8 protein-coding genes are annotated in these 12,852 nt (G+C 48.1%); 1 reads left to right on the top strand and 7 read right to left on the bottom strand.

The window, feature by feature from the left end; all coding sequences use genetic code 11:
* The first annotated feature begins 9 nt into the window (after positions 1 to 9).
* A complete protein-coding gene (locus DESTI_RS28410; RefSeq protein WP_014808730.1) occupies positions 10 to 3,546 on the top strand; it encodes a PAS domain S-box protein in 3,537 nt (1,178 codons plus the stop codon).
* Positions 3,547 to 4,085: 539 nt separating this feature from the next.
* Here the strand turns inward: DESTI_RS28410 and DESTI_RS28405 are convergent.
* The 7 genes from DESTI_RS28405 to DESTI_RS04195 all read right to left on the bottom strand — a co-directional run bounded on the left by DESTI_RS28405 (position 4,086) and on the right by DESTI_RS04195 (position 12,786).
* Positions 4,086 to 6,704, bottom strand: a complete 2,619-nt coding sequence (locus DESTI_RS28405; RefSeq protein WP_014808729.1) for a sensor histidine kinase — start codon at positions 6,702 to 6,704, stop codon at positions 4,086 to 4,088.
* A gap of 605 nt (positions 6,705 to 7,309) precedes the next feature.
* Positions 7,310 to 7,873 (bottom strand): response regulator, encoded by a 564-nt coding sequence (locus tag DESTI_RS04220; RefSeq protein WP_014808728.1) that lies wholly within the window; start codon positions 7,871 to 7,873, stop codon positions 7,310 to 7,312.
* Positions 7,874 to 7,903: 30 nt separating this feature from the next.
* Positions 7,904 to 8,608 carry an ABC transporter ATP-binding protein gene (locus tag DESTI_RS04215; protein WP_014808727.1) on the bottom strand — a complete coding sequence of 235 codons (705 nt, stop codon included), beginning with the start codon at positions 8,606 to 8,608 and terminating at the stop codon, positions 7,904 to 7,906.
* Entirely contained in the window at positions 8,601 to 9,389 is a 789-nt protein-coding gene (locus tag DESTI_RS04210; protein ID WP_014808726.1) for an ABC transporter ATP-binding protein, read from the bottom strand. Before DESTI_RS04210 ends, DESTI_RS04215 begins: the two co-directional genes overlap by 8 nt.
* Positions 9,390 to 9,622: 233 nt before the next feature.
* Complete coding sequence (locus DESTI_RS04205) at positions 9,623 to 10,861, bottom strand: ABC transporter substrate-binding protein (protein ID WP_014808725.1); 1,239 nt, start codon at positions 10,859 to 10,861, stop codon at positions 9,623 to 9,625.
* Between the two features lie 36 nt (positions 10,862 to 10,897).
* A complete protein-coding gene (locus DESTI_RS04200) occupies positions 10,898 to 11,932 on the bottom strand; it encodes a branched-chain amino acid ABC transporter permease (protein ID WP_014808724.1) in 1,035 nt (344 codons plus the stop codon).
* Complete coding sequence (locus tag DESTI_RS04195; protein WP_014808723.1) at positions 11,929 to 12,786, bottom strand: branched-chain amino acid ABC transporter permease; 858 nt, start codon at positions 12,784 to 12,786, stop codon at positions 11,929 to 11,931. The genes DESTI_RS04200 and DESTI_RS04195 overlap by 4 nt, the downstream gene beginning before the upstream one ends.
* Between the last annotated feature and the right edge of the window lie 66 nt (positions 12,787 to 12,852).

Here is a 12,852-nt window from a genome sequence, read left to right as displayed (position 1 = left end):
GAGGCGAATATGATTAACACCGTAAGGGTACTCATTGTCGAGGATCTTTCGACGGATGCAGAACTTGCTGAACGTGAAGTATTAAAGGTTCTTCCTCGAAGCAGGTTTCTTCGTGTCGAAACGCAGGAAGATTTTTTGGCCTCGTTTGAATCATTCCAGCCGGACATGATCATCTCAGACTATATGCTCCCTTACTTTGATGGTATGAGTGCGTTGAAACTTGCTCAGGAACACGCACCGGAAACACCTTTTATCATTCTGACCGGATCCATGAACGAGGAGACAGCGGTGGAATGCATGAAAGCCGGCGCATGGGATTACGTGATCAAGGAACATACCAAACGACTGGGCCCGGCAGTGTTGGCCGCTCTGGAGCAGAAGCATCTGCGCATCGAGAAGCTACGTGCAGAAGAAGCTTTGCGAGAGAGTGAAAAGCATTATCGCTTATTGTTCAAAAACATGCTGGAAGGCCTGGCTCATTGCAGGATAATCATTGATAACGGAAAACCACGGGATTTTGTTCACTTGAATGTGAATGATTCTTTTCGAAGGATGACGGGTTTGGATGACCCTGTCGGTAAAAGAGTTACAGAAATCGTCCCTGGGATCGGAGACTCAAATCCCGAACTATTCGAAATTTTCGGCAGAGTTTCCCAGTCCGGCATTCCCGAGACATTCGAGACTTACATTAAGCCATTAGGAATTTGGCTTGCCATTTCCGTGTATAGTACGGAAAAAGACTACTTTGTGGCTGTATCCTACGATATTACCAAGCGCAAAGAAGCGGAACAGGCTAAGAACGAACAAACCAAACTGCTGAGTACACTGATTAACGGACTGCCGGATATTGTGGCCCTGCAAAGACCCGATCATTCAGTCATATTTTACAATCAAGCCGGCTACGATTTCCTCGACACGTCTCATTCGGAAATCGATGACCGTAAGTGCTTCTCACTCGGAAGTCGAGATGGTGTAATTGAAGCATGCGCAACGACCAAGGTCGGACTTTCCGGACAAATTGAAACTACGGAGAGATACTTTCCTGAGAAAAAAACCTGGCTGGAAACTCGGGCCCTCCCGGTTTTGGACGACTCTGGCAAACCCTCTATGATTATTGAAATTCTCCGTGACATTACTGACCGGAAACGATCTGAGGAAGCCCTTCGAAAGAGTGAAGAACGATTGAGATTGGCGTTGGAAGCCACTTCTGATGGGGTCTGGGACTGGAATATCGAAACGGGGGAAGTACTTCGGAGTCCGGGTTTCTTCTCGATGCTGGGATATGAAGCCGAAGAGTTCAGTGCGAGTTTTGAAGAATGGCGAAGACTGATCCATCCGGAAGATCTTGAGCCGACCATTGAAGCTTTGGACGAGTACCTCAGCGGTAAGAGAGATACGTATGAAGTAGAGTTTCGTGTGTCCAACAAATCAGGTGATTCTGTATGGATGCTCTCTCGCGGTAAGGTAGTAGCTCGTGATCGGGACGGAAAACCACTGAGGATGATAGGCACTCATGCTGATATTACTGAACGTAAACGAGCGGAAAAATTGATGCTCATTCGAATGACTCTCTTGGAATATGCTGCTACGCATTCTACCGAAGAATTACTTCAGAAGACGTTGGATGAAGTTAGTGCAATGACAAACAGTTTCATCGGATTCTATCACTTCGTGGAGGATGATCAGACGACTCTGAACCTTCAAGCCTGGTCCACCCGAACCGTCAATGAGTTCTGTCGGGCAGAGGGAAAAGGACTTCATTACGGCATCGATCAGGCTGGAGTATGGGTAGATTGTGTATATGAACGAAAACCGGTGATTCACAATGATTACTCTGCTCTCCACCACCGCAAGGGAATGCCTCCGGGACACGCTCCCGTAATCAGGGAGCTTGTCGTTCCCGTAATGCGATCCGATCGAATTGTGGCTATTCTTGGTGTAGGGAACAAACCCTCAGATTATACCGAAAAAGATGCTGAAATAGTTTCGTATCTGGCGGATGTGGTCTGGGAAACCATTCAACGCAAACTCGCCGAAGAAGAGCGCATTCGCCTCATTACCGCAATTGAACAATCTGCAGAGATGGTGATGGTGACCGATGCTGCGGGAACGATCCTGTATGCAAATCCTGCATTCGAGAAGATCACAGGATATTCCCGGGAAGACGCTATCGGCAATAAGCCGAACATTCTCAAGAGTGGCCAACATAATAATGACTTTTATGAGCACCTTTGGAAGACAATCACCGACGGTAAGGTCTGGAGCGGACGCATCATCAACAGGAAGAAAGACGGCTCTCTGTTTGAAGAGGAATCTACCATCTCCCCTGTGAAGGATGATTCAGGGAAGATAGCAAACTATGTAGCCGTCAAAAGAGACGTAACGAGAGAGGTCTCATTGCAGGCTCAACTTCTCCAGGCACAAAAAATGGAGGCTGTTGGCACACTGGCCGGAGGTATAGCTCACGACTTCAATAATATTCTCCAAGTGACTTTAGGATACTCGGAGCTGCTGCTACAGGAGAAAGAGGAAGGAGATTCGGAATATGCGGATCTCAAGAAAATTCTGCATGCTGCCAAAAACGGGGCCGAATTGGTCCAAAGTCTCCTTACATTCAGCAGAAAGGTGGAGCCGAAATTCGTCCAATTAAGTATTAATCGGCAAATCACACAAGTGGAAAAGCTTCTGAGAAGGACAATTCCCAGAATGATCGAGATTCAGCTCAATCTGGATCCCGATGTTTCAGAGATTGACGCGGATCCGACTCAAATAGAGCAAGTTCTGATGAATCTTGCCGTAAATGCACGGGATGCGATGCCGGATGGTGGAACCATTACCATAAGAACTCACGATGTAACTCTCGACACAGACTATTGCAATTTTCATGCGGAAGCGACTCCCGGGGATTACGTTTTGCTTTCCGTTTCCGACACGGGACACGGGATGCACAAGGAGGAACTGCAACACATTTTTGAACCATTCTATACGACGAAAGAATTGGGAAGAGGCACCGGGCTGGGATTAGCCATCATCTACGGCATAATAAAACAGCACGGCGGGCATATTGCCTGTTACAGTGAAGTAGGAAAGGGTACTAGGTTCGAGATCTACTTCCCGGCAATTAAGAGAGATACTATAACTGACATTGAGTCATCATTGGAAATGCCGGCCTTTGGAACAGAAACCGTGCTTATAGTTGACGATGAGAGATTTGTTCGGGAATTAGGCTGCCGAATTCTCGAGAGAAACGGCTATAGTGTGCTCACGGCCGACGATGGGGAAGAAGCTCTAAAGGTTTATAGCCAAGAGAAAGACAAGATTGACCTGGTGATTCTTGATCTCATAATGCCAACCATGGGAGGAAGAGACTGTCTTAGGAAATTGCTTATGCTCGATTCTCACGCAAGAATCATCATTGCCAGCGGTTATTCGGCAGATTCCTCGACGAAAGAATGCCTTGAAATAGGCGCTAAGGGATTCGTGCCAAAACCTTTCAGATTCAAGGAGTTGTTGAGGCAGGTAAGGAAGACTCTGGACGAGAAGTAATCGTTTCCGATTCAGGTTCCGATGGGTGCTAAAAGTACATGAGGTGGGACTCGTGATAGGCGTTAAAATAAGAGCATCCTGTTCACATTGATGGGGCTGGCCCCAGGCCTGACGAAGACGCGTTTACGAACTCACAGCATAAGCCATCAAAGAAACGATAATTGTCATTGCGAGGAGCGCAGCGACGTGGCAATCGCCTGGGAATCAGGCGCTTATAGTCAGTGCCAAAAATTCTGTCGTTTATCCCTCGTTTGAATTACAGGATATTGGTAGGGACCGGCGTCCCTGCCGGTCCATTCTATCGATATCATTGATCATATTTAAGATGTGCCGGCACGGAGGCACGGCACCTACCAATCTTCCTAATCTTCAATCGGTCACTAATTTTGGCAACTGATATAATATCAGGCGATTGCTTCGCTCGCAATGACAGTCATTCAGACACTCTGCCAAAACGTTCGCGGTTCGCTTTGGTCATCACATCCGACGTGGGATTTCTATTTTAACGCCTATGACCCATTCTCCCCTTATAAAGGGGGTTAGAGAGGATTTTCGTCTAACTTTGAATGCAAACTGGTATTAGTGTCAATCGGAAGGGCAAAACAAAAGGTAGAACCTACGCCGACTTCAGATTCCACCCATATCCGTCCATGATGACGTTCGATAATTTTCTTCACAATAGCCAACCCCATACCCGTTCCATGAAAAGGACCTTTCTTACTTAACTGCTGGAAAATTACAAAGATCCGATCGAAATACTTTTCTTCGATTCCTATGCCGTTATCTTTGACGGAAAAAATCCACTCATTTCCGATCTGTTGTGCAGACACATGCACTTTCGGAGACTTGGCAGGGCCGAATTTGATCGCATTTCCGATGAGATTCTGAAATAACTGAAATAACTGAACGGCATCGCCCAAGATTGTAGGCATGTGGTCCGAGGTTACTTCCGAGCCCTTCTCTTCTATCAGAGTTTTCAAACTGAAGAGGCACTGATCCAGGATTTCCTGCATATCAACCGCTCCAAATGGTTTGCCGCGAGTATTGAGACGGGAATAGGCCAACAGATCCTGGATGAGGGCTCTCATTTTCTTTGCTCCCTCAACAGCAAAATCAACCAGTTGATCGGAATCTTCGTCAAATTTCCCTCTGTGCTTCTTCTCAAAAATTTGCAGAGCAGTTGTTACTGTGCGCAACGGTTCCTGCAAATCATGGGAGGCCACATACGCGAAATGCTCAAGATCCGAATTCGACCTCGTCAAATCCAAAAGTGTTTGCTTGAGAGCATCTTCAGCCTGTTTTCGTTCCGTTATATCGATTCCCATTTCAAGAATAAGAGAAGAGCCATCAGAATCGACAAACGGAAAATCGTAAATGTCATAATCCCTCCCATCAGGTCCAGTCCATTCCCAGTGGTGAGATTCATTGGTCTTGAGAACTCCGTACGTTTCGCAATTTTCGCATGGCTCCGTTCGGTTGAACAGGAACTCAAAACACCGTTTGCCGTTGGATTGTCCGAAACGCTCCCGAAAGACACGATTTTCAAAGAGTACGTGATAATCTGACGTGAGTAATACTATATAAACAGGAAGTGTCTCCATCACGTCGAAAAATCGTTGGCGCTCCTTTGCCACAGAGGCTTCCGCCAACTTACGTTGTTCAATTTCGAGCATTAACTTTTCATTTGCCACACTAAGTTGCGCTGTGCGATTGAAAACTTTTGTTTCCATGTTCGCATGAGCTTCCATGAGCTGTTTGGCGGTCTTCCGTTCTTCGATTTGATCTCGGAACACCAGGACCACACCCATGATTTCACCTTTTTCGTTTCGAACGGGAGCAGCATTATCTGCAATGGGGTACTCAGCACCATTCCTCGCAATGAGTAATGCATGGTTGGCAAGACCGCTAATAACGCCATCTCGGAAAACCTTCTTTTGAGGATTCTCTACAGGTTCTCTTGTGCTCTCGTTAACAATGTTGAAGACCGTCTCAATTGCCTGGCCCTTGGCTTCTTGTTCCGACCAACCTGTGAGTCTCTCAGCCACGGGATTCATCTGTTGTACCAGACCGTTTGTATCTGTGGTTATTACCGCGTCACCAATACTGTAAAGGATGGTTCGAAACTGCTCCTGAGTTTCTCGTTGCTTTTGCTCTAACTGATAAAGATTCCTATAAAGTGTTGCCTGACGATGTCTATACCCGTAAGCGATTGCGCTGGCTGTAAGCAAAATGGAAAGTATGGCAAAAGAAAAAACTACTGCACCACGATAGCGAATCTCGGCAAATATTTCGCTAGCATCTACTTTAGCCACCATAAACCAGGAGGAGTCCACTATAGAACGCAGATCGGCCAGTACATCAATTCCGCGGTAATCTTTCCCGCGGAATACTCCCTTTTCTCCTGAAATTGCCCGAGCTGCGGGGAGATCGCTCGAATTAAGCGGTTGCCTAAACGATAGCGCACTATGCGGCAGATGGCGAAGCTTGTTCAAAAAGAGGACTTCCTCGCCATCTTTGCGAACGAGAAGCGTCTCTGCCGTTTTGCTGGAGGTCGGCCAAAATTCGATCAAAGGATACAGAAGGTCTTCAGCGTTAATTTTTCCAACTAACACTGCAATCGCTCGTCGGTTCTCATCGAAAATCGGCACTGCCACATCTAATTCGGGAATTCCTTGTTGGGAGCGATAGAGATCTCCTATCAAAGCAATGCGCTTGCCGAGAACGGTTTTGATGATAGATTCTTCGGTCGGGCTCAAAGCATCCGAACGGTTGTTAGCTGAAAGGAGAAATCTGCCATCAGAATCGGTAAGGAGTATATCGGTGTAATTGTAGTTTTCTTTTTGTACCAGGAAATATTGCTGCAACTCTTTTTCAATCACAATGTCGCTTCTATTGCCGAGCCACTTTTGTAACTCTCTTCTGAAAAACGGAGCTTTTGCAAAAGCAACAATATCTCTAAGGTTCTCTTCCCGCCATTTTTGGATCTGGTTCGCCTTGAGCTCTCCAATTGCAGCCAATCTTTCATACTTTTCTTCGCTAATTCGGCCGGCCTCAAATTGGTAATACTTATACCCCCCTATCACGAGACCGAGACAGATTCCTATAAACAAAGAAAGCCACGGCCACGCAACGTTATTATCATGCACAGGCTTAGACATGATACAACTCCACCAACTATCTGCCAGAGGGAAGCGATTTCACCAATTTACAATCGCGGTTCAATATCAACTTGGTCTTCTGGTCACTGCCCACTGTTCCTGGCAATGAAATTATTCAGATTTATACAGATGGCATTTTAACACGAGAATGTGGTTTTTCAACATTTCTTGGAGCTGGAAGAAAATGCAAAGATCTTCGAGACGTATGTAATACCAATGTGCTTTCATAGAGGGAATATTGAGAAACTTGTTATTTGCCAGTCCCGGCAAATCTCCTTCGCTACGAACGGCACCGCCTGACTTCGCTTCGGAGGCATGCCGGGACCGGATTCGCTCCCGCCGGTGGCAGGATTACTTCTTTGAACGCACATTCGAATAAATCACGGATCGAATGGACACAAGACGGAAGAAAGGCGGGAGAGATTCTGCCCAAACCTATTGGTACCGATTCGCTTTTCTTTTCACAATCCGGGAGGCTGGAGGTATCCTTCGCTATGTTATTGCATAACTGCGAAATGGTATGAGTCATGAAGACAGGACTTGATGTTTCTCTAAAGCGGACATCCCATGGATTGCGAGGAATTTCGACAGCGAATCTGCTTTCATCAACCGCTGTCCTTTGTGTCAGACCGTTGATCGGATAAAATTGTCGGTTCGTCCACCTGGAGAGTCTTCTCAAACTCGGTCCAGAATTGTTGTTCCGGCTTTCTCCAATTCGATCCGAATCTTGTGTCGAATATGCTCAGGAGGTCATCAAGCGCTTTTCGCCACACCGATCGATAACTGAGCTTCAGAATGTCTTCCAGGAACTCGGGCAGGAAAGCTAAATGGTCTTTGGGCAGATATGCTCTGGCCCCCAGTTCGATCGATCGTTTGAGAGCATCAGGATTGAGTGCATGAGCCGTCAGCATGACTACGGGAAACCCGCGATGATGGGCAATCTCAAGCAGTTCAAATCCTCGCACCCCCATAATGTCGAGAACAGCCACATCGTAATTATGAGAAAACAGGAGTTGCCGCGCTTCGTGGAAGTCCGTGGCTGTGTGAACGATGAGGTCTGTGTGGTCTCTCAATAATTCCTCAAGACTCTCCAGAACGTCCGGCTCGTCATCCACGACCAGAATTGTTTTATCACGCAATATCTCCGATTTTGCCATTTTCGCCTTCATGGGCCCGCTCCGGAGCTCCAGGCAGCTATACTACATGCCCAGGTAACGTGCCTTTATTTCGTGATTCGCCGCAAGATCCTGCGGTGTAGACTGGTGGACTATCTGGCCTCGGCTCATGACGAGTACGCTATGTGCAGTCTTCAAGGCCATATTGAAATTTTGTTCTACCAGGAGTATCGCCATTCCGCCGGCGGCCAGTTTCTGAATGACTTCAGATATACCTTTCACTATTAATGGGGCGAGTCCCTCGGAAGGCTCATCGAGAAGGAGAACATCCGGGCCGCTCACCAATGCTCTTGCCATCGCGAGCATCTGCTGCTCGCCGCCGCTGAGATTTCCGGCCCGCTGATCTCGTCGAGCACGCAGTGTGGGGAAAACCTGGAACGTCTTCTCCAGATCCCATGAATTATCTCGTGTCTTTGTCTGGCAGGGAAAAGGAATCGAGAGATTCTCGATAACGCTCAAAGAGCGGAACACTCGCCTGCCCTGAGGCACAAGAGCTATTCCTTTGCGGACGATTTGATGAGTCGGCAGTCCGGTGATCTCCTCACGATTGAGCTTTATCCGGCCTGTGGCAGGTTTTGCGAATGACACTATAGAGTGCACCAGCGTAGTCTTACCCACACCATTGCGTCCCAGCACAGCCAAAACCTCACCTTGTTTCACTGTCAGAGAGACGCCGTGCAATATGTGGCTGTATCCGTAATACGTGTTTAGTTCGGTTACTTCAAGCATTGTCGCCCTCTAACCCGAGATATACCTCGGCCACATTGGGATTGCCACGAATCTCGTCTTCAGTGCCTTCCGCCAGGACCGATCCATAGTAAAGAACTGTGATTTTATCAGCCATTTGAAATGCGACATCCATGTCGTGCTCGATGAACAAGACGGTCGTCGACGGGTCCAAGGATCTTACCATGGGAACGACGAGAGCCGTTTCAGCCGTGGACAATCCCTGGGTTGGTTCGTCCAACAAGAGGATTTTAGGTCGCGAAGCCAGGGCGAGTATGATCTCAAGCTGTCGCTGCTCACCATGGGATAAGCTACGAACCGGTCGATCTTTTTTGTCTTCCAGTCCCCAGGTTCTCAGCAGAGAAACAGCATTGTCAATCAACTCAGTAAATGAAGAGGTGGTCCTGTAGAAGATATATTTCGTAGATGTTAGCGCTTGCAGACCAAGAATTATATTCTCCAGCACCGACAAGTTGTTAAAGAGATTGGTTATCTGAAATGTCCTGGCCAAACCGTGCATGGCTCTCACGTGTGCTGGGCTTCGCGTTATGTCTTGATCGAACGAGAGAACTTTGCCGGCAGAGGGCATAATAATGCCGCTGATCACGTTGAAAAGGGTAGTTTTGCCTGCACCGTTAGGGCCGATGATGGCCCGCTTCTCACCTGCTTCGATGGACAGTCGGCACATAGTGAGGACTTGAAGGCCTCCGAAGCGGACATCTACATTGTCGATTTGCAGCGCAATCATGATTGCCCGATCTGCTTTCTTTACAGTCTTTGCCAAAGGTTTTGTCCGATCAAAATCCCCCTACCCCCCTTTAATAAGGGGGAATTAGGAAGTCTCCTCTTACCCCCCCTTTTGTAAAGGGGGGCTGGGGGGATTTTCGACTAACATCTACATTGAGTTTCGGACATTAGTTTCGGCAATGACTGTGTAACATGTGTGCGATCAAATCCGGACAAAAGCCATTGAGAAGCAGCCCTCGATCTGAGAAGGGCTGCTTCCATCAAAAGAAGCTATTCCGTCCATTTGCCTTTCATATCCGAGTATGAGGGCAGTTTCATGAATTCTTCAGGGCTCCATATCCAGAATTGGCTGACACCGTTATACGTTTTGATAGGTACATTCTGCCATTTGCCGTCAACCTTCTTTACCTCACGGATGTAGGAATTCTGATTTGTCCCACCGTATGTATCGAACTTGACAAGCCCGCGGGGAGCTTTCAACTCAAGCGATCGCATTACCTTAACAAACTCTTCGCCTTTCACTTCGCCCTTCGTCTTTTCCAAAGCGTCTGCAATCAACTTAGCGGTAAGGTACCCTTGTTCGGAATACAAAGTGGGCGGATGGCCGTATTTCTTGGTGTAGGCCTGTCTGAATTTGTCGTTCTCCGGAGTGTCCAGGAGCAAGCAATAATGAGATTCAGTGATGATTCCTTCGGCAGAGTCGGCCTGTTTTTCCAGGATATTGTCGTCAACCAGGTAGCCTTTCCCCACGAGAGCGACTTTCCCTTTTAAGCCATAATCCGCATACTGCTTGACAAATCTCAGAGCGTCGGCTCCCGCGAAGAACACCATTACTACGTCTGCTTTGCGGTCTATTTTTGCGAGATAGGGTGCGTAGTCTTTGGTTCCGAGGGGAGGCCAGATTTCCTGGACTACTTTTCCGCCTTTTTGCTTGAACGTTCTTGCGATTCCTCCGACATGCTCATACCCCGCAGCGTAATCAGCCCCCATGAGCACGGCGTTGCGGTATCCTTTGTCGTAAAGCCATTCTCCCAGAGGATGAGAACCGCCGCTGTTGACGAAAGCAGGTCGGACAATATATGGATTGTTCTTGCGCTGAGTCAGATCGTCAGCGCCGGCATTGGAAATTACAAACGGGATTTTGTGTTTCTGAACAAATTCTGCAAGAGCGTAAGCGGATCCCGTTCCTACTATTCCTGCCAGGATATCCACATGCTCCTTCTCAAACAGCTTCTTAGCAATATCAAGAGCTCGGCTCACATCGTTACTGCCCTTATCTTCCACGAAAACCTTGATTTCGCGACCTCCGGCCTTATTCCCTATTTCGTCCATATAGAGATTGAAACCATCTCGCAGGTCGACCCCCAAAGCGGTGTACACTCCGGACAACGAGATCATGTAACCTACTTTGACAGGTTCGGACGCTTGGGCCGGTTGAATCCCAAGCAGTGGAGCGCATATGAGCGCCAGTAAAGCCAGCATAGCCGGAACCAGGAGTACTTTTTTCATGGCCATCTCCTCTTGTGAGTTGAATCCAAGCTTTTCCTATTCGCTTGGATTAGTGGGCAGAAGAGTATCAGCGGTGCTCTGTGCTTCTAAAGGTGTATTGGTAGAGGCCGCAGCCTGATCTTTGACTTCTGATATCTTGGGCTCTGCCCATTTGCCGATTGTCCCCAGGAGACCATCCGGAAAGAAGAGTACAGTGCAGACATAAGCGAGCCCCAGGACTATCAGCCATCGGTCTGTAATGCTGCTTACGATGTCACGCACAAACACGATGATCAAAGATCCGACCAGCGGCCCGAACAGGGTCCCGGGACCACCCAGGATAACCATGAGAAGGGCTGAAGAAGAATGAATGAGGCTGAAGTCGGCGGGATTGGGACATCCGTAGAAGTACGCATGCAAAACACCGGATATTCCGCCGATAAGAGCGGAAATGATGAAGGCCAGATACTTGTACAACCACACATTGTAGCCTAATGCTCGCATGCGAACTTCACTGTCTTTAATCCCCTTCAGCACCAAACCAAACGGCGAATTCACCAGCATCCAAAATGCGCCGGTTATCATGAGGAAGACTATGACGACAAAAATGTAGTATCCCAAAGGAGTATCAAGACTGATACCCGCTATCAGTTCAGGACGCACCAAACCCGGAAGACCGTCGTCTCCTCCGGTGATCGTTCGCCAGCTATAAGCAACACCGTACAGAATCTGACAAAATGCCAACATGATCACAAGGAAGAATATGTCACGAGTGCGGATAGCAAGGGGTCCGAATAAGACTCCCGCCGCAAGAGCAGTTATCAACCCCATTCCTATTGCCGACCATGCAGCACCGTCCACACTCCTGGTGAAAATAGCGACTGCATAGGCAGCGACTCCGAAAAAAGCCGCCTGACCGACCGACGCCAACCCGAGATATCCGAGAAGCAGGTTCGCTGACATGGCCAGGATTGCAAGGATCAACGCACTTGTGACCAGGCCTAATCGATACGTGGATAGGATGAAAGGCAACAGAGCAAATGCTGCTACAAGCGAAAAGAGAAAGATGACGGTCTTTGTTTTGCTGCTCATAGTACTCTGCCCCACAGTCCTGTGGGTTTCAAAGCAAGGATGATGGCCATCGGAGCAAAGACGGTGAACATGGCCAACTCCGGGAATAGAGCTTTCCCGAAGTTATCCAGCGATGCCACAATAATGCTCCCGAAAAAAGCCCCTTTCATGCTCCCCAAACCGCCTACGATAATCACCACCACCGCCAACAGCAGAACATCAAGATCGACTCCAGGATAAACGCCCACAAAAGGACCTCCCAGGACACCGCTTATGCCGGTCAGAGCCGCTCCTAGCACGAATACGGTCGTGAAAAGGACCGGCACATTGATTCCTACGGCACGTGCCATTTGCTCGTCGTCTACTCCGGCTCTCAAGATGGCGCCCCATTTGGTTTTTTCTTGAAACAGCCACAGGCCGATTCCGATCGCTATACCCACGGCGATCACAAACAATCGGTATTTTGGAAAGAAGATTCCGCCAAGATCTAGAGCGCCCGAGAGAAACGCCGGCTTCTCAAGAGTAGTAGGGTCTGCACCCCAGATAATAATGGCCACATCTCCCAGGATGAACATGCAGCCAAATGTGAGAAGAACTTGCAGCAAACGGCGGCCGTATATCCTCTGAAGCAGGAAACGTTGAAGCACGAATCCCACTGCGCCTGCAGCGACAGCTCCTCCGATTAGCCCGACGAAAAAGTTGTTGCTCCAGGTGTACACACTTAACGCCACGTAAGCTCCAATCAAGTAGCAAGAACCATGAGCAAGATTAAGTATGTTCATCAATCCAAAGATGAGAGACAATCCTGCGCATAAGAGAAACAGAAGCATTGCAAATGATAGAGCGTTGAGGGACTGAATGATCCAAAATTCCATTTCTCCTCCATCTCCCGTGAGAAAGCCCTCATTAAGGATTCAGGCGAATTCTCGGGGTTTGGATAA

The sequence above is a fragment of the Desulfomonile tiedjei DSM 6799 genome, from assembly GCF_000266945.1.
Lineage (GTDB): Bacteria > Desulfobacterota > Desulfomonilia > Desulfomonilales > Desulfomonilaceae > Desulfomonile > Desulfomonile tiedjei.
This window is presented reverse-complemented; position numbering and strand designations above follow the sequence as displayed.

What these genes read in the sequence shown, in the direction of transcription:
- DESTI_RS28410 (WP_014808730.1), top strand. Translation starts at nt 10, where the DNA reads ATGATTAACACCGTAAGGGTACTCATTGTCGAGGATCTTTCGACGGAT.
- DESTI_RS28405 (WP_014808729.1), bottom strand. Translation starts at nt 6,704, where the DNA reads ATGTCTAAGCCTGTGCATGATAATAACGTTGCGTGGCCGTGGCTTTCT.
- DESTI_RS04220 (WP_014808728.1), bottom strand. Translation starts at nt 7,873, where the DNA reads ATGAAGGCGAAAATGGCAAAATCGGAGATATTGCGTGATAAAACAATT.
- DESTI_RS04215 (WP_014808727.1), bottom strand. Translation starts at nt 8,608, where the DNA reads ATGCTTGAAGTAACCGAACTAAACACGTATTACGGATACAGCCACATA.
- DESTI_RS04205 (WP_014808725.1), bottom strand. Translation starts at nt 10,861, where the DNA reads ATGAAAAAAGTACTCCTGGTTCCGGCTATGCTGGCTTTACTGGCGCTC.
- DESTI_RS04200 (WP_014808724.1), bottom strand. Translation starts at nt 11,932, where the DNA reads ATGAGCAGCAAAACAAAGACCGTCATCTTTCTCTTTTCGCTTGTAGCA.
- DESTI_RS04195 (WP_014808723.1), bottom strand. Translation starts at nt 12,786, where the DNA reads ATGGAATTTTGGATCATTCAGTCCCTCAACGCTCTATCATTTGCAATG.